The organism is Streptomyces sp. NPDC104371 (genome assembly GCF_055583785.1).
Map to the genome: position 1 here is coordinate 1,074,828 of NZ_JBVJNF010000001.1, position 19,682 is coordinate 1,094,509.

A 19,682-nucleotide genomic window follows, 5' to 3' on the forward strand; every position below is an offset into this window, starting at 1 on the left:
CTCAGTCCTCCTCTTCGGCCAGGCGCCGGATGACGGTCTTGTCCAGCTTCCCGGAGGTGTTGCGCGGGAGGACGGGCACGAGCGTGAGACGGCGCGGCAGCTTGTACCGGGCCAACTGCCCGGCGGCGTAGGCCCGGACGTCCTCCAGGGTCATCGCCTCGGGGTCCGCCACGGTCACCACGGCGGCCACGGTCTCGCCCCACTGCTCGTCGGGGACCCCGACCACGGCGACGTCGAGCACGCCCGGCATGGCGGCCAGGACCCGCTCGACCTCGGCCGGATAGACGTTCTCACCACCGCTGATGATCATGTCCTTGAGGCGGTCCACGATGTACAGGAAGCCGTCCTCGTCGAGGTGGCCGATGTCGCCGGAGTGGAACCATCCCTCGTCGTCGAAGGCCGCGCGCGTCGCCTCCGGGTTGTTCCAGTACCCGGCGGTGACGTTGGGGCCGCGGACGACGATCTCGCCGGGCTCGCCGGGCTTCAGCGGCTCCTGGGTGACCATGTCGACGACGCGGACCTCGGTGAAGGGCATCGGGATGCCCGCGGAGCCGATCTTGTCCAGGGTGCGCTCGGCCGGCAGATGGGTGGCGAAGGGGGCGGTCTCGGTCAGTCCCCACGCCTGCTGGAGGAGCACGCCCTGGGCCGCGTACTGCTCTATCAGCGAGGGCGGCACGGGGGCGCCCGCGACCACGACGGCCCGCAGATGGCTCAGGTCCCGCTCGAAGACGCCGGGCACGCGGGCCAGGGCACCGAACATCTGGGGCACCCCGAACATCGAGTTGACCCGGTGGGTGACCACGTCGTCCAGACAGGCCTGCGGGTCGAAGGCGCGGCGCACCACCACCGTGCCGCCGCGCACCAGGGTGCGCAGCACGAAGCTGTTCAGGGCCCCGATGTGGAAGAGCGGGGCGGCGGCGTAGGTGACGTCGCCGCGGCGGGTGTCCAGCCGCAGTTCGACGTTGACGGCGTTCCACCAGGCGTTGCCGTGCGTCAGCACGACCCCCTTGGGCGCTCCGGTGGTGCCCGAGGTGAACATCAGGATCGCCGCGTCGTCGGCGTGCTTGACGGCCAGGGCCGGGGTGGGCAGGGCGGTCTCCAGCAGCGGGGACCAGGGCTCCCAGCCCGCCGCGCCCGCCGTCGGGGCCTCCGGGTCGTCGTCCACGAGGAGGAAGCGGGTCAGCAGGGTCCCCTCGCGCACGCGCTCGACGCTCTCGCGGTGCCCTTCCTCGCAGACCACGACCGTGGCACCGCTGCCGTGCAGCACACGCTCCAGCTCCGGTTCGGCCAGCCGGTAGTTGACGGGGACGAACACGGCGCCGAGCCGGAAGGCGGCCAGCATGGTCACCAGGAAGGCGCCGCTGTTGAGGCCGAGGTAGGCGACCCGGTCGCCGTCGCTGATGCCGCCCTCGGCCAGAACGGTCGCCAGCCGGGCGGACCGGTCGTCGAGCCGGGCGTAGGTGAGGTCGCCGCCCTCGTAGCGGACGGCGACGGTGTCGCCCTGGTGGCGGGCGTTGCGCGCGATCGCGGCGGCCGGGTTGAGGTCGACTCTCAGGCCGGAGTTGAGCGGGTGGGGCGTAGTCACGGTCGGCTCCTCATCGAGCATCAGAGGTCGTCGCCGCCGGCGGCACGCGCGAATCCGCGTACGCCGATGCCGCCGTCGACGGAGATCGCATGTCCGGTGATGGGACCACTTTGGGCGCGGGAGGCGAGCAGCACGTACGGGCCGGTGAAGTCACGCGGTTCCGTGCTGGAGTCGTGCAGCGGGATGGGCGGCGGCGGGGTGTCCGGGCCCTTCTTCGCGAAGGACGCCGAGATCGAACGCCCGGCCAGGGCGAGGGTCTCGGGCCCGCGCAGATCGGTGTTCATGCCGCCGCAGGCCACGCCGTTGACCCGGACCTTGGGGGCGAGTTCGTAGGCCAGCTCGCGCATCAGGCCCAGGCAGGCGTGCTTGCTCGCCGTGTAGAGGGGGCCGCCGCCGTTGACGTAGAAGGAGGCGTTGGACAGGGTCATGACGATGCTGCCGCGCGTCTTCACCAGCTCGCGCCAGGCCGCCTGGGCGGCCAGCAGATACCCCTTGACGTTGACGGAGAAGATCTCGTCGAAGGCGGTGTCCACCTCCTCGGGGCTGAGCCGGGTGAGCTGGCGCTGGTAGTCCCACACCCCGGCGTTGGCGACGAGGGTGTCCAGCTTGCCGAAGCGGTCGACGGTCTCGGCGACGGCGGCGGCGAGAGCCGCGCCGTCACGCACGTCCGCCGTGACCGTGTGGATACGGGACGGGTCGGCGACCGAGCGCACGACCTCCTGCAGCCGGTCGTCGTCCCGGCCGAGGATCGTGACGGAGGCTCCCTCGGCGAGGAAGCGTTCGGCGACGGCGCGGCCGATGCCGGACCCGCCGCCGGTGATCAGGGCCGAGTACCCCTCGAGCCAGCCGCCGCTCATGCCTGCTCCCTGAGGAATCCGGTGACCAGTTCGTCGAACTCGCGCTGCCGCTCGAGCTGCACCCAGTGGCCGCAGCGGCCGAACACGTGCAGTTGCACGTCCCGGATGTTCTTGAGCATGAGCTGCGCGCCGTCAAGGGTGATCGTACGGTCGTCACGGCCCCACAGCAGAAGGGTGGGCGCGGTGATGCGATGCAGCTCACGCCAGAGCGGGTCCATGCCGCCGCGCCGGGCGAACGCCGCGTTGTAGCGGTGGTAGAAGGCGATGTGGCTCTCGTCGAGGGAGGCCTCGTAGCGGGCCCGTACGACGTCCTCGCCGAACTGGCGGTGGTCGAAGACCATGGTGCGGATGAACGCGGCCATCTTCTTCTCGCTGGGGCCGCCGCCGTTGTAGTAGCGGAACATCTCCTTCTGGCCCTCGGTGGGCGTGGGGCCGAAGGGCAGCCAGCCGCCGCCGGGGGCCATCAGCACCAGGCGGGTCACCCGCTCCGGGCGCTGCTGGGCCATGGCGAGGGCGGCGGCGCCACCGAGGCTGTTGCCCAGCAGGTGGAAGGTGTCGATGCCGAGGGCGTCGAGGGCCTGGTAGAGGGCGTCCACGGTGATCTCGGTGATCGACCGCTGCCCCAGCTCCTCCTCGCTCGGGCGGTAGCTGTCGCCGAAGCCGGGCTGGTCCGGCAGGACGACACGGAAGTGCCGGGCCAGGGCGGGGAGGTTCTGGTGGTAGTTGGCAGCACCGGAGGCGCCGGGGCCGCCGCCGTGCAGCATCACCAGCACGGGCCCTTCGCCGGTTTCGGCCACCGCGATATCACCCAGCGAGGTGGGCACGCGGTGGTGCTTGAGGTCGAGGTCGGTCACGGGATGTCCCTCACAAGGAGATCGGCAGGAGAGATCGGCAGGAGTCGGCAGGAGGTCGGCGGGAGCGAGGTGGTGGGGCGGTACGACGCGAGGACGGACCGCCGCTCAGAAGAACGTGGAGATGTTCTTCGCCTGGAGGATGTTCTGCTCCAGGAGGATGGTCCTGCGGGCCACCTGGAGGCCGCGGTCGCCGCCGCGGCGCAGGATGTCGGTACGGCTGCCCGCGAAGACGTTCTCCTCGCGCTCCAGCCGGTTGCGGTAGACGAGGAACGCCGAGCGCACCCACAGGTCGTCGGCGGTGAACCCGTCGTGCTCGGCGGGGTCCACATGCCGCACCATCACGTTCGTCACCAGGTGCCGGGTCCGCGAGGGCGGGTCCTCGGCCCAGGCCATGCCGGAGTCGAACCGGCGTACGCGCCAGGCGAGGCTGTCCTTGCTCTCGTCGTAGAAGGCGGCCTCGCCGCGCGCGGCCACGGACAGGGACTGCTGGCGGCGCAGTCGGTTGGTGCGGGTCGGCATCCAGTAGTCGAGGTCGTCGGCGAGCAGGTCGAGCCAGTCGGCGTAGCGGCCGGCGTCGAGGAGGTCGGCCTCCTCGTAGTAGAACTGCTCCACCTCGAAGTGCGTGTCACGGTCGGCGCGCGCCCCCGCGCGTGACCGGTTCTGCTCGATGGCTGTGCTCACGGTGTCATTCGATCCCTTCTGCGGGGCGAGGCGTTACGGGGTGTGCCGCTGGTCGGCACACCGGCACGTCAACCGCGCAGCAGCGTGCGCAGGTTGACGGCCGGGTCGGCCAGTCGGGCGGCGTCGACCGTGACGCGGCGGTCGATCATCCGGCGGGCGGCCCGTACGGCGGACGGGTCGTCGACGGCGGCCGCCGCGACGACCTGTTCGTCGCGCAGCCCGAAGACCGCGAAGGACGGGTCGTCCAGGGAGCCGCGCAGGACCGTCCGCGTGGCGTCGGCCATGGTGCCCACGCCTTCGATGTGGTGTCCGTGCCGGTCGGTCCAGAACCAGGGGGCGGTCGGGGCCGGGGGCGGGGTGCCGAGGACGGTGGCCGCCGCGCGGGCGCCGTCGTGCTGGGCGGCTTCCCAGTGTTCGGTGCGTGGCAGGAGGGTGCCCTCGTGGCGGGTCCGCGCGGGGTCGCCGACGGCGAGCACCGCCGGGTTCGAGGTGACCTGACGGGTGTCCACGACGATGCCCCGGTCGACCTCCAGCCCGGCCGCCGCGGCGAGTTCGGTGCACGGCACCATGCCGACGCCGAGCACCACCGCGTCGAAGAGCTGCGGTGTGGCGTCGCCCGTGAAGCGTGCCTCGATGCCGTCGGGGCGGTCCGTGAAGGACTCCGCGGCGGCCTGTGCGGTCGTGACCCGGTGCCGGGTGTGCAGGGTGTGCAGCCAGGTGGCCAGTTCCGGGCCGAGCGGCGCGACGAGGGGGGTGGCCACCGGGTCGACCAGCACGACCTCGCAGCCGAGGCCTACGGCGGTGGCGGCGACCTCGGCGCCGATCAGTCCGGCGCCGACGACCAGCAGCCGGGCGCCGGGGAAGAGCGCCGGGCGCAGCCGGTCGGCGTCGTCCGCGGTGCGCAGGACGTGGACGCGGTCGCTGCCCGCTCCCGGGATCGGGGGCCGGGCGGCGCCGCCGCCGGTCGCGAGGACGACCCGGTCGGCGGGCAGCAGTCGGCCGTCCGCCAGCTCCACGGCGCCGTCGCTCGGCCTCAGGGCCGTCACGATCGCCCGGTTGACCAGGCGGACCCGCTGGTCGTCGTACCAGTCGGACGTCTGGAGGGCGATCTGCCCGAGGTCCTTGGTCCCGGCCAGGAAGGCCTTCGACAACGGCGGGCGGTCATAGGGGAATTCGCCCGCGTCGACGAGGCAGAGGTCACCCTCGAAGCCTCCTGCGCGCAGGGCCGCGGCGGTGCTGACGCCCGCGATCCCGCCGCCCACGATCACCACACGGTCGGTCACGGCGTCTCCCCCGGGAAGAGGTAGACCTCGCCGTCGCGCACCTCGACGCGGTGCGGGCAGGCGTTGCGGGTGGCGGGCAGGCCCTGGACGTCGCCGTTCTTCAGGCAGAACTTGCTGGAGTGCAGCGGGCATTCGACGTACCCGTCCTCCACCCAGCCCTCGGCGAGCGAGGCGTCCCCGTGGGTGCAGGTGTCGTCCAGCGCGTACACGCTGTCGTCGGTGTCGCGCAGCAGGGCGATGTCGTCGGCGGTGCCGGTGACCGCCTTGTCGATGGCGATGCCCTCGCCCTGGGGGATGTCGTCCAGGGCCGCGACGCGGATGCCGTCACTCATTTCTGCTCCTCGTGCCAGGCGGGGGTGTTCATCAGGTCGCGCCAGCGGGTGTAGAAGGCGCGTCCGGCCGCGTCGCTGTACAGCTCGCTGGTCGTGCCGGGGTAGCGGCCGTCCGCACGCTCGGAGCCCATCCCCATCTGGTAGTTGAGGGCCACGTTGTTGGTGATGAAGCCGTGGGAGATGGCCTGGCACTCGCTCCAGTTCTCGCCGTCGTCCTGCTCGAAGATGCCGCTCGGTCCGAACGTGCGCAGGTTGTACAGGCGTTGGGCCTCACGCACCTCGGGCGGCATCGACTTGTCGACGATCGTCCAGGCCCAGACCTCCATCTTGTCGGGGCCCTTGGGGTGCCAGACGCGCAGCGAGCCGTTGACGGGGAGGTAGGAGAAGTTGGGGAAGACGGTGGCGTGGCCGTTGGTCAGCGGACCCTCGACACGGGCCTCGCCGAGGCGTGCGCGCAGCGCGTCGTAGTCCATCCACTGGTGCACGGTCTGGGCGTCGAACCGGTTCCTGGGGTGGACCGGGAAGCCCGCGCCGTTGCCGTTCGCGTCGGAGTACTGGCGGCCGGTGCGGTGGACGACCTCGTCCTTGGGCTTCTTGCCCGCCGGGGCGAGCGCCATGAGCGCCGAGGCGTGGCTCATGTTGACGTGGTACCAGTCGGTGGCGAACTGCTCGGCCGCCAGCTTCCAGTTGCCCTCCAGGACCCACTTGTGGACGCCGCCCACCACGACCGTGCCCTCGTCGTCGTGGTCGAGCATCGCGTCCATGTACCAGGCCATGTCGCCGAGTGACTCGCGCAGGGACACGGGTTCGGGGTTCCAGGTGCCGAAGATCAGCCCCTGGTACGTCTCCACGTGCGGGACCTCCACCAGGCCCCACTCCCCCGTCTCGAAGGACTCGGGGTAGCCGTCCTGGTTGGGCACGCTGACCAACGCGCCGTCCAGGTTGAAGGACCAGCCGTGGTAGGTGCAGGTGAAGTTGCGCGTGGTGCCGGCGTCGGCGCGGCAGACGCGGGCGCCGCGGTGCCGACAGGAGTTGAGGTAGGCACGGATGTGCCGGTCACGGTCGAGGGTGACGATGACGGGGTCCTCGCCCATGTACGTGGTGAAGAAGTCACCCGGCTTGTGGAACTGGTCGGTGTGGGCCAGGAACAGCCAGCTCGGGGCGAAGACGCGGCGCAGCTCCTGCCGGTAGAGCTGCTGGTCGGTGAAGACCACCCGGTCCAGCAGCCCGCCCTCGGTGTCCACGAGCCCGGAGACGTCGATGTTCCGTGCCAGGTCTCCCGGGCGCCGCAGGGCCCCGCGCGGGGCCGTCGTGGCCGCGCCCTGGGGTTCGTTCGTCGAGGTCATGGCCTTAGGCAAACCCAGGGGTGCGAGCCGTCGCCATCCGTCGTTCCGCAGGACGGAACACGGGCTGTCGGCGGGCGAGGGCCGCGGGGGAGCGTGAGCCCATGCTTGCTGCAACCGCTGTCTCCCAGAGCGCGACCGACCCGCTCGCCGGGCTCGTCCTGGGCGATGTTCCCCCGCCCGAGCGCCGGCCCGGCTGGTCGACCGTCCGCGTGGTCTCGTCGTCGCTCAACATGCACGACCTGTGGACCCTGCGCGGTGTCGGCCACCCGCCCGAGCGGCTGCCCGTCGTCCTCGGCTGCGACGCCGCCGGGTACGACGAGGACGGCAACGAGGTCCTGGTGCATCCCGTCATCGCCGACGCGGACGCCGGTATGGGTGACGAGACGCTCGACCCGGGGCGCGCGCTGCTGTCCGAGCGGCACGACGGCGCCTTCGCCGAGCTGCTGTCCGTGCCCACCCGCAATCTGATCCCCAAGCCGTCGTGGCTCTCCTTCGACGAGGCCGCCTGCCTGCCCGTCGCCTGGGGGACCGCGTACCGGATGCTGTTCACCCAGGCGCGGATCACCGCGGGCGACCGGGTGCTCGTGCAGGGCGTGGGCGGGGGTGTCGCCTCGGCCGCGATCAAGCTGGCCCTGGCCGCGGGCGCCGTCGTGTACGCGACCAGCCGCAGCGAGGAGAAGCGGGCCGAGGCCCTTGCCTGGGGTGTGCGGGCGGCGGTGCCGACCGGTGAGCGGCTGCCCGAGCGGGTCGACGTCGTGATCGAGACGGTCGGCGAGGCCACCTGGGCACATTCGCTGAAGTCGCTGCGGCCCGGCGGCACGGTCGTGATCGCGGGGGCGACCAGCGGCACCAATCCGCCCGCCGACCTCGGGCGGATCTTCTACCTCCAGCAGCGTGTCCTCGGTTCGACCGGGTGCACCCGCAGTGAACTGGTGGCGCTGCTGAAGCTCATGGACGCCACCGGGCTGCGTCCGGTGATCGACCGCACGCTGCCGCTCACGGAGATCCACCAGGGCTTCCAGCTCATGCTCGACGGGCGGCTCACGGGCAAGCTCGTCATCCATCCGTCCGGCTCGCAACCGTCAGGAGCACCGCGATGACCGCCGCCGCCGTCGGCCTGTCCCACTCCCCCCTCATCGGCAAGAACGATCCCGCCCCGGAGGTCGTGGCCGCTGTCGACAGCGCCGTGGACACCGCGCGCGCCTTCGTCCGCGCCTTCGATCCGGACCTGGTCGTCCTGTACGCCCCGGACCACTACAACGGCTTCTTCTACAAGGAGATGCCCCCGTTCTGCCTGGCCACCGAGGCGACCGCGGTCGGTGACTTCGGTTCGTCGGCCGGTCCTCTCTCGGTCGACACCGAGGCGGCGCGCGCGCTGGCCCGCGGGGTCCTCGACCGGGGGATCGATCTGAGCGTCTCGGCCCGGATGACCGTGGACCACGGCTTCGTACAGCCGCTGGAGGTCCTGTTCGGCGGCATCGACCAGGTGCCGGTGGTGCCGGTGTTCGTGAACGGTGTCGCCACGCCGCTCGGGCCGGTCAGCAGGATCCGGGCCCTCGGGACCGCGCTGGGGGAGGCCGCGGCCGAACTCGACCGGCGGGTGCTCTTCCTCGGGTCCGGCGGGCTCTCGCACGACCCGCCGGTGCCGGTGCTCGACGGCGCCCCGCCGCGGGTGGCCGACGCGCTCATCGAGGGCCTTCCGCCCACGCCGGAGCAGCGGGCCAGGGGCGAGCAGCGTGTCATCCAGGCCGGTCGCGACTACGCGGCGGGCTCCACCACGATGATTCCGCTCAACCCGGCCTGGGACAACCTCGTCCTCGACACCTTCGAGCAGGGCCGACTGGCCGACGTGGACGGCTGGAGCGTGGAGTGGATGGGCGCCGAGGGCGGTGGCTCGGCCCATGAAGTGCGCACGTGGGTCGCCGCGTTCGCCTCGCTGGCCGCGACCGGCCCGTACCGCATGACGTCCCGCTTCTACGCGCCGGTCCCCGAGTGGGTCGCGGGCTTCGCCGTGGCGACCGCGGAGCCGTCGACGGCCGAACAGCCGTTTCCCGAAGGGGAGTCGGGCCGATGAGCACATCTGACGAGGCCGTCGCCGCGGCCGTGGAGCGGCTGGAGACCGCCGCCGCCGAGCGGCGCCCGTGCGCCCCGGTCCGCGACCTCGTGGGCACGGCCGACGTCGTGACGGCGTACGCGGTGCAGCGCCGTCTCACCGAGCGCCGACTGGCGGCCGGAGCGGTCGTCACCGGGCGCAAGATCGGTCTCACCTCGCCCGCGGTGCAGCGCCAACTCGGCGTGGACCAGCCGGACTTCGGGGTCCTGTTCGCCGACATGGACGTCTCCGGCGAGGCGGCGGTGCCGATGGCCCGGCTGCTCCAGCCGAAGGCCGAGGCGGAGATCGCCTTCGTCCTCGCCGCGGACCTGGACGAGGAGGACCTCGATCTCGCCGCGGTCCGCGCGGCGGTGGCCTGTGCGGCACCCGCCCTGGAGATCGTGGACAGCCGCGTCGCCGACTGGGACATCACCCTCGCCGACACCGTCGCCGACAACGCCTCCAGCGGGCTGTACGTGCTCGGTGAACACCGGCTCCCGCTCGGCGAGTTCGAGCCGCGCGAGACGGTCATGCGGATGTACGTCGACGGGGAGCTCGTCTCCGAGGGCGACGGCGCGGCCTGTCTCGGTGATCCTCTCAACGCCCTGCTGTGGCTGGCCCGTACGGCCCGCGCGCTCGGGGACCCCCTGCGCGCCGGTCAGGTCGTGCTCTCCGGTGCCCTCGGCCCGATGGCCGTCGTCACACCCGGCGTCACCGTCCGCGCGGAGATCTCCGGCCTCGGCCAGGTGACCGCCACGTTCAGCGACAAGGACCCTAAGGACCCTTCATGACGAAGACGAAAGTGGCCGTGATCGGCTCCGGCAATATCGGGACCGACCTGATGATCAAGGTCCTCCGGCTCTCCGGGACCTTGGAGATGGCGGCCATGGTCGGCATCGACCCGGACTCGGACGGCCTCGCCCGCGCCCGGCGGCTGAAGGTGCCCACCACCCACGAGGGCGTGGACGGGCTGATCGCGATGGACGGCTTCGAGGACATCGACATCGTCTTCGACGCCACCTCCGCCAAGGCCCATCTCGTCAACGCCGAGAAGCTCCGGCCGTTCGGCAAGACGCTGATCGACCTCACCCCCGCGGCGATCGGCCCGTTCGTCGTCCCGGCGGTCAACCTCGACGCCCATCTGGACGCGGGCGACGTCAACATGGTCACGTGCGGCGGCCAGGCGACCATCCCGGTCGTCCACGCCATCGCCCGGACGACTCCGGTCCCCTACGCGGAGATCGTCGCCTCCATCGCCTCGAAGTCGGCGGGCCCCGGCACCCGCGCCAACATCGACGAGTTCACCGAGACCACCTCGGCGGCCATCGAGAAGGTGGGCGGCGCGGCGCGCGGCAAGGCGATCATCGTCCTCAACCCGGCGGAGCCGCCGCTCATCATGCGGGACACCGTCTTCTGCCTCATCGGCGACGCCGATCACGACGCGATCCGCGCCTCGGTCGCGGAGATGGTGGCGGAGGTCGCCCAGTACGTGCCCGGCTACCGGCTCAAGCAGGACGTCCAGTTCACCCGGCTCCCGGCGGAGGAGCCCGTGCACACCCTGCTGCCCGACGGCGCCCCCGAGGTGACCACCCGGGTATCGGTGTTCCTCGAGGTGGAGGGCGCCGCCCACTATCTGCCCGCCTACGCCGGCAATCTCGACATCATGACCTCGGCCGCCCTGCGCACCGCCGAGCGCATCGCCCAGCACGCACACCAGGGGGCATCCGTATGACCACGAACCTGTATGTCCAGGACGTCACGCTGCGGGACGGCATGCACGCCGTACGGCACCGCATCACCCCCGCCGACGTGACCCGAATCGTCGCCGCCCTGGACGCGGCCGGGGTCGACGCGATCGAGGTCGCCCACGGCGACGGCCTGGCGGGCGGCTCGCTGAACTACGGGCCCGGCAGCAACACGGACTGGGAGTGGATCGAGGCCGCCGCCTCCGCCCTCGAACGGGCCACGCTCACCACGCTGTTGCTGCCCGGCATCGGCACCATCGCCGAACTGCGGCACGCGCACTCGCTCGGTGTGCGGTCGGTGCGGATCGCCACCCACTGCACCGAGGCCGATGTCGCCGCGCAGCACATCGCCACCGCCCGCGAACTCGGCATGGACGTCTCCGGGTTCCTGATGCTCAGCCATATGGCACCCGCCGAGAAGCTCGCCGAGCAGGCCAAGTTGATGGAGTCGTACGGCGCCCAGTGCGTGTACGTCACCGACTCCGGCGGGCGGCTCACCATGGACGGTGTCCGCGAGCGCGTGCGCGCCTACCGCGATGTGCTGGACCCCGGGACGCAGATCGGCATCCACGCCCACCAGAACCTGTCCCTGGCGGTGGCGAACTCCGTCGTCGCCGTCGAGGAGGGCGTCACCCGGGTCGACGCGTCGCTCGCCGGGCACGGCGCGGGCGCGGGCAACTGCCCGATCGAACCGTTCGTGGCGGTGGCCGAGTTGCAGGGCTGGCAGCACGGCTGCGACCTGTTCGCCCTCCAGGACGCCGCGGACGATCTCGTACGCCCCTTGCAGGACCGTCCGGTCCAGGTCGACCGCGAGACGCTCACCCTCGGCTTCGCGGGTGTCTACTCCAGCTTCCTGCGGCACGCGGAGGCCGCCTCCGGGCAGTACGGCATCGATGTGCGCGACATCCTGCTGGAGGTGGGCCGCCGCGGGCTGGTCGGCGGCCAGGAGGACATGATCGTCGACATCGCGCTGGACCTGCTGAGGTCGGCCCCGGCGGCCTGACACCCCGGCGGCCACCCGCCCCCTCGGCAGCCAAAGGGGCGGGTACCGAGGACATGCCGTGGTCGGTACCCACCCTTGGTCGTCACGCGCACCGGGGCCGCGGGCCCCGGAACCTACGCGGCGTACGTCCGCGCGGCCCGCGCCGCCCACGCCCGGGACGCCGAGGCGCAGACGCGGCGCGCCTGGCCGCTCACCGCCCGGGTGTCGATCCGGCCGTGCCGCCCGGCGACCGAGAGCGCCGCGACGGCCCGGCCGCCCCTACTGAGCACGGGCGCGGCCACGCAGGCCAGTCCCGGCTGGTACTCCTCGTCGTCGAAGGCGACGCCGCTGCGGCGGATGGCGTCCAGTTCGGCGGCCAGCTCGTCGGGGTCGGTGCGGGTGCGGTCGGTGAAGCGCTCCAGCGGCTCGGACAGCACCCGCTCCGCGGCGTCGGAGTCGTAGGCGAGCAGCACCTTGCCGACCGCCGTCGTATGGGCGGGCAGCCGGCCGCCGATCCGGGACGGCACGGGCGTGGGGCGGTGGCCGTAGAGCTTGGCGAGATAGACGACGTGCGTGCCGTGCAGCACGGCCAGGTGCACGGTCTCCCGGGTCGTCTCGTACAGATCGGCCAGATAGGGCAGCAGCAGGTCACGGACGCCCTCGGCGCCCGGGGCGTAGACGGCGCGGCCCAGATGGTGCAGCCGCTCGCCGAGCCGGTAGCCGGTGCCGACGCGTTCCACGACGCCGTTGCGCTCCAACATGCCGAGCACCCGGTACGCGGTCGACTTGCTCATCCGTGCCCGCCGTGCGAGCTCGCTGACACCCGTCTCCCCATGTGCCCTGTCTCCCAGGACGACGAGGAGGCTGATGGCCTTGTCGACAGCGGCCCGGTCGTCGCGCACGGGGCCGTCGAGGGTCGCGGTCATGGTGGTTCACCTCACCCTCAAGGGGCGGCGTCACTTTCAATTGACGCCGCGGAAACCTTTACGTGACAAGGATGCGAACAGCACGCCCGTTCGTCAACAATGACGGGATGCACATTAAAAGTGACACCTTGCCCCGGGAGAACGATCTCGTGGCGCGCAACGTGCGGCGTTTCCGGCTGGAGCGGGGCATGTCCCTGGGGGAACTGGCCCGCCGGTCAGGGCTGTCGAAGCAGACCCTGTCCAAGATCGAACAGGGGGCGGGCAATCCCACCGTGGAGACCCTGGCGCTGCTCGGATCGGCGCTCGACGTACCCGCCCGGCGGCTGCTGACCGAGTGGGGCACCCCGGTCTACGTCCAGCGGCACGACGAGGGCGAGTGGTCCGACGGGGCGCACTGGAGCGAGCGTCCGCTGGACGAGACGTACGGCTCCGGCTACGTCCGGACCCTGGTGCTCCGCCTGGAGCGCGGCGCCAACGCCCCGGAGACGATCGCTCCGCACGCGGCGGGCACCCTGCACCATCTCTACGTGATCACGGGCAAGCTGCGCACCGGCCCGCTCAACGAGCCGGTGGACCTGTCGGCCGGTGACTTCGTGCGCTTCCCCGGCGATGTTCCCCACCACCATGTCTGCCTCAGCGACCGGGTGGTGGCCCACATGGTGACCACCCTCCCCCAGCTCCGCCGCTTCCGGCCCATCGTCACCAACGGGCTGGCCCCTTCGGGGTGACGCGGCCGGGGGAGGGAACGACTCACGGCCGGGTCACCCCCGGTCGCGGGCGGCCCGGACGAAGGCGTCGAACACGGCCTGCTGGACGGGGTCCTCGTGGGCGGTGTCCTCGGGGTGCCACTGGACGGCGGTGAACCACCCTGCTGCGTCCGGGAGTTCGAGGCCCTCCACGGTGCCGTCCGCGGCGCGCGCGCTGACCGTGAGCCCGTCCGCGACGCGGTCGACGCGCTGGTGGTGGTAGCAGGACGCCTCCGCCTTCTCGGTGCCGATGGCCTGTTCGAGCAGGGTGCCGCGCCGGATCTCGACCGGGTGCACGACATGGCGGTGGTCGCGCTCGGGGCCGCCCATGTCCTGTTCCAGGGTGCCGCCCAGGGCGACGTTGACGACCTGAAGGCCGCGGCAGACGGCGAGCAGCGGGAGGCCGGAGCCGATCGCCGCGCGGGCGGTCTCGAGGTCGAAGGCGTCCTGGAGGTCGTCCACGTCGTAGACGCTGTCGTGGGTGTCGGCGACGCCGTAGCGGTACGGGGCGATGTCGCCGCCGCCGGGGAGCAGGACGCCGTCGAACCGGGCGAGGCGGGCGGTGACGTCGTCGGCGGTGGGGTCGGCGGGATGGAGGGCGGCGGGTTCGCCGCCGGCCCGCCACACGGCGTCGATCAGCGCGCGGGCGTTGACCTCGGCGGCGTGCCGCAGGGCAGAGGTGGAGGCGGCGAAGCGGGCGGGGACGGCGATGAGAGGTCTCACAACTGGATCCAGGTGGTCTTGAGTTCGGTGTACTTCTCGATGGCGTGGACGGACTTGTCGCGGCCGTTGCCGGACTGCTTCATACCGCCGAAGGGCACGGTCAGATCGCCCTCCTCGTAGCAGTTCACCCAGACAGTGCCTGCCTTCAGGGCGCGGGACACCCGGTGGGCGGTCGTCAGGTCGGAGGTCCACAGCGCGGCGGCGAGCCCGTACTCGGTGGCGTTGGCGAGCGCGACGGCCTCGTCCAGGTCGTCGAAGGTGAGGACGGACAGGACCGGGCCGAAGATCTCCTCGCGGGCCAGCCGCATGCCGGGGTCCACCCGGTCGAAGACGGTGGGCCGCAGGAAGCTGCCGCCACCGTCGGCGAGGGTGCGCTCGCCTCCGGCGCGCAGCCGGGCGCCCTCGTCCAGACCCGTGCCGATGTGGTCCAGCACCCGGCCGAGGTGGGCCTCGCCGACCAGGGCGCCCATCTCGGTGGCCGGGTCGAGCGGGTCGCCGACGCGCAGGGCGCGCGCCCGCGCCACGACGGCCTCGGTGACCTGTTCGGCGATCGAGGAGTGCACCAGGAGCCGGGAGGGGGCGGTGCACATCTCGCCCTGGTTGAAGAAGATCCCCCAGGCGGCGGTGGCCGCGGCGCGCTCCAGGTCGGGGGCGTCGGGCAGGACGATGTTCGGTGACTTGCCGCCGAGTTCGAGCCAGACCCGCTTGAGGTTGGAGTCGGCGGCGTAGCGCAGGAAGTGGCGGCCGACGGCCGTGGAGCCGGTGAAGGCCAGGACGTCGACGTCCGGATGGAGGCCGAGGGCGCGCCCGGCCACCGGTCCGTCGCCGCACACGACGTTGAGGACGCCCGGCGGCAGTCCGGCCTCGGTGGCGACGCGGGCCAGCAGCAGTGCGGACAGCGGGGAGTTCTCGGAGGGCTTGAGCACCACGGTGCAGCCGGTGGCCAGGGCCGGGGCGATCTTCCAACTCGCCAGGGTCAGCGGAAAGTTCCAGGGGACGACCGCGCCGACGACTCCGGCGGGCTCGCGGGTGACCAGCGCCAGCGCGTCCGGCGCGGTGTGCGGGGAGTCGTCGGTGAGCTTGTCCGCCAGTTGCCCGTACCAGCGGAACGTGCCGATGGCGGCGCGCAGTTCGATCCCGTACGCGTCGCTGATGGGCTTGCCCATCTCCAGGCTGACGGTCAACGCCAGTTCCTCGCGCCGCTCTTCGAGCAGGTCGGCGATGCGCAGCAGCACCCGGCCGCGCTCGGCGGGCGCGAGGCGCGGCCAGGGTCCGGCGTCGAAGGCCCGCCGGGCGGCGGCGACCGCCGCGTCCACCTCGGCGGGACCGGCGTCGGCGACGCGTGCCAGCACCTGGCCGTCGCGGGGTGAGACGACCGCGAAGTCCGCTCCCCCGCCGGGCCGGTCGGCGCCGTCGATGTGGTGACCGCCGGGCAGGGTCAGGGACTTGGCGCGGCGCAGCCACTCCTCATGGGACACGTCGAGCATGCGGGGCCTCCAGAAGAAACATTTGATACCAAACGATATGATCGTGCGACAGACTGAACAAGGGTTCGACAGGATCGGTCCGGCGCCCGCCGGACCGGGGAAAGGAGCGGCTGACGTGCGTGCACTCGTCATCCGGCACGAGCACGTGACGGAACCGGGACTGGTCGGCGCCCGGCTCGTGGAGCGCGGATACGACCTCACCACCGTGACGGTGGTGCCGCGGGAGCGGCATCACACACCGAACCTCTCCTACGACTTCCCGGGCGCCGACGGCTGGGATCTGATCGTGTCGCTGGGCGCCCCCTGGTCGGTGTACGACGAGGAGGCCATCGGCGGCTGGATCGGCGCCGAACTCGCCCTGCTGCGCGAGGCCCACCGGCTCGGCGTGCCGGTGCTGGGCGTCTGCTTCGGCGCCCAGGCGCTGGCCACCGCGCTCGGCGGATCGGTCGTCCCCGCTCCGCGTCCCGAGATCGGCTGGACGGAGATCGAGACCGACGACCCCGCGCTGGTGCCGCCGGGACCGTGGTTCCAGTGGCACTACGACCGCTGCGTCCTGCCGCCGGGCGCGCGGGAGGCGGCCCGCAACGCCGTGTGCCCGCAGGCGTTCCAGGTGGGGCGCTCCCTCGGGGTGCAGTTCCATCCGGAGATCACCACGGCGATGGTCCAGGGCTGGCTCGAACTCGGCGGCAGGGAGCAGTGCCTGGGCCGGGGGGTGGATCCGGACGGGCTGCTCGCGAAGAGCCGCGCCATGGAACCGGTGGCGCGCGAGAACGCCCGCCGCCTGGTCGACGGCTTCCTCGACCGGGTGGCGAACGCCTCGCGCTGACCGCGCCCTACGAGCTGCTCGGAGCCGCCCGCCGCTGTCTGAGGCGGGCGGCGGCGACCCCGAGGGCCAGGACCACCGGCACCGTGAGCTGGAGCCACAGCGCGGTGGCCTTGTCACCGCCGATGAGCGTGGTGAAGTTCTGGACGATCAGCCAGATGGCACCGGCGATACCGAGGGCGCCCAGGGTGGGGGCGACCAGGGTGTTCCAGGGCCGGGTGTCGGCGCGCGAGCGGCGGAAGAAGACGACCACCGAGACCGAGGTCAGGAAGTACAGGAGCATCATCGCGAGGACCGCGACCCCGCTCAGCCAGGAGAACAGCGTCAGCACCGGGTCCTTGCCGAGCAGCGCGAAGGGCAGGATCACGAGCAGCGCGATCGCGGTCTGCACGGTGCCCGCCACCCAGGGCGAGTGACGCCGGTTGAGGGCCGTGAGCCGGTGCGGCAGCAGGCCCTCGCGGCCGAGGGAGAACAGATAGCGGTTCGCGGAGTTGTGGAACGCGAGGACGCCCGCGAAGAGCGAGGTGGCCAGCAGTACGGGCAGCACATCGCCGACCCAGGCGCCGAACTGGTCGGTGACGGGCGCGAAGACGAAGGTCGTGGCGTCACCGGAGCCCAGCGCCGCGCCCGCGTCGGCCATCACCTTGGACGCTCCGTGCGCGGAGACCAGCATCCAGGAGGTGAAGGCGAAGAAGCCGGTGATCACGACAACCGAGAGATACGTGGCCCGCGGGACGGTCTTCCGGGGTTCGCGGGCCTCCTCGCCGTAGATCGCGGTGGCCTCGAAGCCGAACATCGACGCCACGGCGAACATCAGCGCCACGCCCGGCGCGCCCTGGAGCACGGCGGACGGGGAGAAGCTGTCGGTGAATCCGAGCCCCTCGGGTCCGCCGCCCCGGACGAAGGTCACGAGGGCGAAGACGAGCAGGATGCTGAACTCCGCCACGACGAAGACGGTCAGCACCTTGGCGCCCATCTCGATCCCGGCGGCGCCGAGCAGTTGGACCACGGCCATGGTGACCAGGACCCAGATCCACCACGCCACATGCACCCCGGCGTAGTGCTCGACCAGGGCGGTCACCGTCGCGCCGTACAGCCCGTACATGGCCGCCTGGATCGAGCAGTAGGCGAAGAGCGCGACCGCGGCGCTGCCGGAGCCCGCCAGGCGGCCCAGCCCCTTGCCGATGTACGTGTAGAAGGCGCCGGCGTCCACGACATGGCGGCCCATGGCGACGAAGCCGACGGAGAACAGCAGCACGATGAGGCCGGAGGCGAGATACGCGGCGGGCGCACCGGCGCCGTTGCCGATCGCGACGGCGAGAGGCACGGCCCCGGCGATGCCGGTCAGCGGCGCCTGTGCGGAAAGAACGAAGAAGAGAATGCCCAGGACGCCCAGGGAGTTGGGCTTGAGCCGGCCTGCCGTGGCGGAGTCCTGTGCGAGGGGCGGTGCGTCCGCCGTCTGAGTGTCCACTCGATTCACCTACCGGGAGCGGGAGAGCAAGAAGTCGTTTCAGGCCAAACGAGTTGCCCCATGGTGGGCCGGAACTATCCGCTTGGCAAGGGGTCGAACCGAGATTCCCCACCCCGACCGGGGGCGCGTACGCACAAGGCCCTGGAGCCCAGGGCCTTGTGCATACGCGCTCGATCCGCCGCAAGGCCGACCGCCCTACCGGCCTCCCGATACGCCGCTCAGCGGGCCGTCACGCCCCGCCGGCGTCACCGCCGCCGCCGTCCGTGTGCCGGAGCCTGAGCAGGGCGCGCAGCTCCTCCAGGGCGGTGTCGGTGACCTCGGGTTCGCCCAGGACGAGCTGATGCAGGACGAGCCCGTCGAGCGCCGCGAAGACCAGCCGGGTCAGCGCCTGGTCGGCGCCGGACGGCAGGATCCGGGACAGCTCGCGCCGGGTGGCGTCGAAGTACTCGTCGTACAACGCCCGTACCTGCGTGAGCAGTTCGGGCCTGCGGCGGGCTTCGAGCAGCATCTCGTACTGGTACGCCTGCGTGCCCGGATCCGCGGTGACCATGTCGGACAGCCCGGTCGAGAAGTCCGCGATCTCGCCGGTGCCGGGTTCGAGCGCGCTGGCGTGGAGCGAGGTGCGGATCGTGTGGCCGAAGGCCTCCTCTATCAGCGCGTCACGCGAGCCGAAGTGGTGGACGACGAGGCCGTGGGTGACCCCGGCCTCCTCCGCGACGGCCCGATAGGTGAGCTTGCGCAGACCGCCCCGGGCCACCACGCGCACGGCGGCGTTCAGCAGGGCCTCGCGGCCCTCCCCGTAGTGCAGGCGCTTGCGCGGCCGTCGGCTCCCGGAAGTGCCCGCGGAATCGGTCATGTTGTCGACCCTATCGGCCCGTCGCGGCGCGGCGGCTCACCGCCGGGGCGGCCGGATGCCCCGGAACTCCCAGTCTCCGCCGAGGGCCGTGGACAGGACCTCCTCGGACTCCGTGGGCTGCGCGCCCACGTCACCGCGGACGGGGACCGGGCCGGTGACGATGTGGTTGGTGAGCCGACCGAGGCCCTCCACCTCCACCTCGACCACGTCACCCGGCTGTACGGGACGGGAGTTGGCGGGCGTGCCGGACAGCAGGACGTCGCCGGGGTACAGGGTGATGGTGCGGGCGATGTCGGCGACGAGGTAGTGCATGTCCCACTTCATCTCGTCGGTCGAACCGTCCTGCACCACCTCGCCGTTGACGTACGTCCGCAGCCGCTTGCCGCGGAAGTCCCAGTCGGTGACGAGGCCGGGGCCGAGCGGGCAGAGGGTGTCCGAGCCCTTGACGCGCAGCATGGACCCGGCGTCGGTGTCACGGAAGTCGTGCAGGCCGTAGTCGTTGGCGACGGTGTAGCCCGCGATGTACTCCCCCGCCTCGGCCGGGGAGATGTTCCGCGCGGTCCTCCCGATGACGATGGCGACCTCGCCCTCGTAGTTGAGCCACTTGCAGCCCTCGGGGCGGACGATCGCGCCCTTGTGGGAGTTCAGCGCGGAGGTCGGCTTGTGGAAGTAGGTGGGGGTGTCGGGGAGTTCGATCCCGAACTCGTCGACCCGGCTGCGGTGGTTGAGGTGGACGGCGATCACCTTGGACGGGACGACCGGCGGCAGATGGTGGGCGTCGGCGACCTTGACGCGGCGGCCGTCCGCGGCGACCAGTTCCTCGCCCTCGACGGTGACCTGGACGGTGGCGCCGTCCAGGAGGATGCGGCGGTACTCGGGCATGTCGGTGGCTC

20 protein-coding genes are annotated in these 19,682 nt (G+C 72.0%); 7 read left to right on the forward strand and 13 right to left on the reverse strand.

The window, feature by feature from the left end:
* Position 1: 1 nt before the first annotated feature.
* From ACZ60T_RS04790 to ACZ60T_RS04820, 7 genes are all read right to left on the reverse strand, one after another.
* Positions 2-1,606: an acyl-CoA synthetase gene (locus tag ACZ60T_RS04790; RefSeq protein WP_469664416.1), complete on the reverse strand. Its 1,605-nt coding sequence runs from the start codon at positions 1,604-1,606 to the stop codon at positions 2-4.
* Complete coding sequence (hcaB, locus tag ACZ60T_RS04795; protein ID WP_365629356.1) at positions 1,606-2,442, reverse strand: 3-(cis-5,6-dihydroxycyclohexa-1,3-dien-1-yl)propanoate dehydrogenase; 837 nt, start codon at positions 2,440-2,442, stop codon at positions 1,606-1,608. The genes ACZ60T_RS04790 and hcaB overlap by 1 nt, the downstream gene beginning before the upstream one ends.
* Positions 2,439-3,296, reverse strand: a complete 858-nt coding sequence (locus ACZ60T_RS04800; RefSeq protein ID WP_365629359.1) for an alpha/beta fold hydrolase — start codon at positions 3,294-3,296, stop codon at positions 2,439-2,441. The genes hcaB and ACZ60T_RS04800 overlap by 4 nt, the downstream gene beginning before the upstream one ends.
* Before the next feature lie 105 nt (positions 3,297-3,401).
* Positions 3,402-3,977: a 3-phenylpropionate/cinnamic acid dioxygenase subunit beta gene (locus ACZ60T_RS04805; RefSeq protein WP_365629362.1), complete on the reverse strand. Its 576-nt coding sequence runs from the start codon at positions 3,975-3,977 to the stop codon at positions 3,402-3,404.
* A 68-nt stretch (positions 3,978-4,045) separates the two neighbouring features.
* Positions 4,046-5,260: an NAD(P)/FAD-dependent oxidoreductase gene (locus ACZ60T_RS04810; RefSeq protein WP_469664419.1), complete on the reverse strand. Its 1,215-nt coding sequence runs from the start codon at positions 5,258-5,260 to the stop codon at positions 4,046-4,048.
* Positions 5,257-5,592 carry a non-heme iron oxygenase ferredoxin subunit gene (locus ACZ60T_RS04815; RefSeq protein WP_365629368.1) on the reverse strand — a complete coding sequence of 112 codons (336 nt, stop codon included), beginning with the start codon at positions 5,590-5,592 and terminating at the stop codon, positions 5,257-5,259. Before ACZ60T_RS04815 ends, ACZ60T_RS04810 begins: the two co-directional genes overlap by 4 nt.
* A complete protein-coding gene (locus ACZ60T_RS04820; protein WP_365629371.1) occupies positions 5,589-6,938 on the reverse strand; it encodes an aromatic ring-hydroxylating dioxygenase subunit alpha in 1,350 nt (449 codons plus the stop codon). The genes ACZ60T_RS04815 and ACZ60T_RS04820 overlap by 4 nt, the downstream gene beginning before the upstream one ends.
* 101 nt (positions 6,939-7,039) lie before the next feature.
* Between ACZ60T_RS04820 and ACZ60T_RS04825 the strand changes: the two genes are divergently transcribed.
* The 5 genes from ACZ60T_RS04825 to dmpG are packed head-to-tail and all read left to right on the forward strand — an operon-like array spanning position 7,040 to position 11,778.
* A complete protein-coding gene (locus ACZ60T_RS04825; protein WP_469664422.1) occupies positions 7,040-8,038 on the forward strand; it encodes a zinc-binding dehydrogenase in 999 nt (332 codons plus the stop codon).
* Complete coding sequence (locus ACZ60T_RS04830) at positions 8,035-9,012, forward strand: 3-carboxyethylcatechol 2,3-dioxygenase (protein ID WP_469664424.1); 978 nt, start codon at positions 8,035-8,037, stop codon at positions 9,010-9,012. Before ACZ60T_RS04825 ends, ACZ60T_RS04830 begins: the two co-directional genes overlap by 4 nt.
* Entirely contained in the window at positions 9,009-9,821 is an 813-nt protein-coding gene (locus ACZ60T_RS04835; RefSeq protein ID WP_469664426.1) for a 2-keto-4-pentenoate hydratase, read from the forward strand. Before ACZ60T_RS04830 ends, ACZ60T_RS04835 begins: the two co-directional genes overlap by 4 nt.
* Positions 9,818-10,762, forward strand: a complete 945-nt coding sequence (locus tag ACZ60T_RS04840; protein ID WP_469664428.1) for an acetaldehyde dehydrogenase (acetylating) — start codon at positions 9,818-9,820, stop codon at positions 10,760-10,762. Before ACZ60T_RS04835 ends, ACZ60T_RS04840 begins: the two co-directional genes overlap by 4 nt.
* Entirely contained in the window at positions 10,759-11,778 is a 1,020-nt protein-coding gene (gene dmpG, locus ACZ60T_RS04845) for a 4-hydroxy-2-oxovalerate aldolase (RefSeq protein WP_365629386.1), read from the forward strand. Before ACZ60T_RS04840 ends, dmpG begins: the two co-directional genes overlap by 4 nt.
* Positions 11,779-11,891: 113 nt before the next feature.
* On the opposite strand, the gene ACZ60T_RS04850 is transcribed toward dmpG, so the two are convergent.
* A complete protein-coding gene (locus tag ACZ60T_RS04850; protein ID WP_365629389.1) occupies positions 11,892-12,683 on the reverse strand; it encodes an IclR family transcriptional regulator in 792 nt (263 codons plus the stop codon).
* Between the two features lie 71 nt (positions 12,684-12,754).
* Between ACZ60T_RS04850 and ACZ60T_RS04855 the strand changes: the two genes are divergently transcribed.
* Entirely contained in the window at positions 12,755-13,411 is a 657-nt protein-coding gene (locus ACZ60T_RS04855) for a helix-turn-helix domain-containing protein (protein ID WP_469664430.1), read from the forward strand.
* Between the two features lie 33 nt (positions 13,412-13,444).
* Here the strand turns inward: ACZ60T_RS04855 and ACZ60T_RS04860 are convergent, their stop codons facing one another.
* Together ACZ60T_RS04860 and ACZ60T_RS04865 are read right to left on the reverse strand one after the other, a co-directional pair.
* Entirely contained in the window at positions 13,445-14,152 is a 708-nt protein-coding gene (locus ACZ60T_RS04860) for a gamma-glutamyl-gamma-aminobutyrate hydrolase family protein (protein ID WP_469664432.1), read from the reverse strand.
* The gene (locus ACZ60T_RS04865) at positions 14,149-15,639 is read right to left on the reverse strand and encodes an aldehyde dehydrogenase (RefSeq protein WP_469664434.1); all 1,491 of its coding nucleotides are present in this window, start codon (positions 15,637-15,639) and stop codon (positions 14,149-14,151) included. Before ACZ60T_RS04865 ends, ACZ60T_RS04860 begins: the two co-directional genes overlap by 4 nt.
* A gap of 115 nt (positions 15,640-15,754) precedes the next feature.
* Between ACZ60T_RS04865 and ACZ60T_RS04870 the strand changes: the two genes are divergently transcribed.
* Positions 15,755-16,465 (forward strand): type 1 glutamine amidotransferase, encoded by a 711-nt coding sequence (locus ACZ60T_RS04870; protein ID WP_469664436.1) that lies wholly within the window; start codon positions 15,755-15,757, stop codon positions 16,463-16,465.
* A gap of 7 nt (positions 16,466-16,472) precedes the next feature.
* Here ACZ60T_RS04870 and ACZ60T_RS04875 read toward each other — a convergent pair whose 3' ends face one another.
* The 3 genes from ACZ60T_RS04875 to ACZ60T_RS04885 all read right to left on the reverse strand — a co-directional run bounded on the left by ACZ60T_RS04875 (position 16,473) and on the right by ACZ60T_RS04885 (position 19,671).
* Positions 16,473-17,933: an APC family permease gene (locus ACZ60T_RS04875; RefSeq protein WP_469664438.1), complete on the reverse strand. Its 1,461-nt coding sequence runs from the start codon at positions 17,931-17,933 to the stop codon at positions 16,473-16,475.
* 229 nt (positions 17,934-18,162) lie between these two features.
* Complete coding sequence (locus ACZ60T_RS04880; RefSeq protein WP_469664440.1) at positions 18,163-18,789, reverse strand: TetR/AcrR family transcriptional regulator; 627 nt, start codon at positions 18,787-18,789, stop codon at positions 18,163-18,165.
* A 36-nt stretch (positions 18,790-18,825) separates the two neighbouring features.
* Positions 18,826-19,671, reverse strand: a complete 846-nt coding sequence (locus tag ACZ60T_RS04885) for a fumarylacetoacetate hydrolase family protein (RefSeq protein ID WP_469664442.1) — start codon at positions 19,669-19,671, stop codon at positions 18,826-18,828.
* Positions 19,672-19,682 lie beyond the last annotated feature (11 nt).

What these genes read in the sequence shown, in the direction of transcription:
- ACZ60T_RS04790 (WP_469664416.1), bottom strand. Translation starts at nt 1,606, where the DNA reads ATGCTCGATGAGGAGCCGACCGTGACTACGCCCCACCCGCTCAACTCC.
- hcaB (WP_365629356.1), bottom strand. Translation starts at nt 2,442, where the DNA reads ATGAGCGGCGGCTGGCTCGAGGGGTACTCGGCCCTGATCACCGGCGGC.
- ACZ60T_RS04815 (WP_365629368.1), bottom strand. Translation starts at nt 5,592, where the DNA reads ATGAGTGACGGCATCCGCGTCGCGGCCCTGGACGACATCCCCCAGGGC.
- ACZ60T_RS04820 (WP_365629371.1), bottom strand. Translation starts at nt 6,938, where the DNA reads ATGACCTCGACGAACGAACCCCAGGGCGCGGCCACGACGGCCCCGCGC.
- ACZ60T_RS04825 (WP_469664422.1), top strand. Translation starts at nt 7,040, where the DNA reads ATGCTTGCTGCAACCGCTGTCTCCCAGAGCGCGACCGACCCGCTCGCC.
- ACZ60T_RS04830 (WP_469664424.1), top strand. Translation starts at nt 8,035, where the DNA reads ATGACCGCCGCCGCCGTCGGCCTGTCCCACTCCCCCCTCATCGGCAAG.
- ACZ60T_RS04835 (WP_469664426.1), top strand. Translation starts at nt 9,009, where the DNA reads ATGAGCACATCTGACGAGGCCGTCGCCGCGGCCGTGGAGCGGCTGGAG.
- ACZ60T_RS04840 (WP_469664428.1), top strand. Translation starts at nt 9,818, where the DNA reads ATGACGAAGACGAAAGTGGCCGTGATCGGCTCCGGCAATATCGGGACC.
- dmpG (WP_365629386.1), top strand. Translation starts at nt 10,759, where the DNA reads ATGACCACGAACCTGTATGTCCAGGACGTCACGCTGCGGGACGGCATG.
- ACZ60T_RS04850 (WP_365629389.1), bottom strand. Translation starts at nt 12,683, where the DNA reads ATGACCGCGACCCTCGACGGCCCCGTGCGCGACGACCGGGCCGCTGTC.
- ACZ60T_RS04855 (WP_469664430.1), top strand. Translation starts at nt 12,755, where the DNA reads ATGCGAACAGCACGCCCGTTCGTCAACAATGACGGGATGCACATTAAA.
- ACZ60T_RS04865 (WP_469664434.1), bottom strand. Translation starts at nt 15,639, where the DNA reads ATGCTCGACGTGTCCCATGAGGAGTGGCTGCGCCGCGCCAAGTCCCTG.
- ACZ60T_RS04880 (WP_469664440.1), bottom strand. Translation starts at nt 18,789, where the DNA reads ATGACCGATTCCGCGGGCACTTCCGGGAGCCGACGGCCGCGCAAGCGC.
- ACZ60T_RS04885 (WP_469664442.1), bottom strand. Translation starts at nt 19,671, where the DNA reads ATGCCCGAGTACCGCCGCATCCTCCTGGACGGCGCCACCGTCCAGGTC.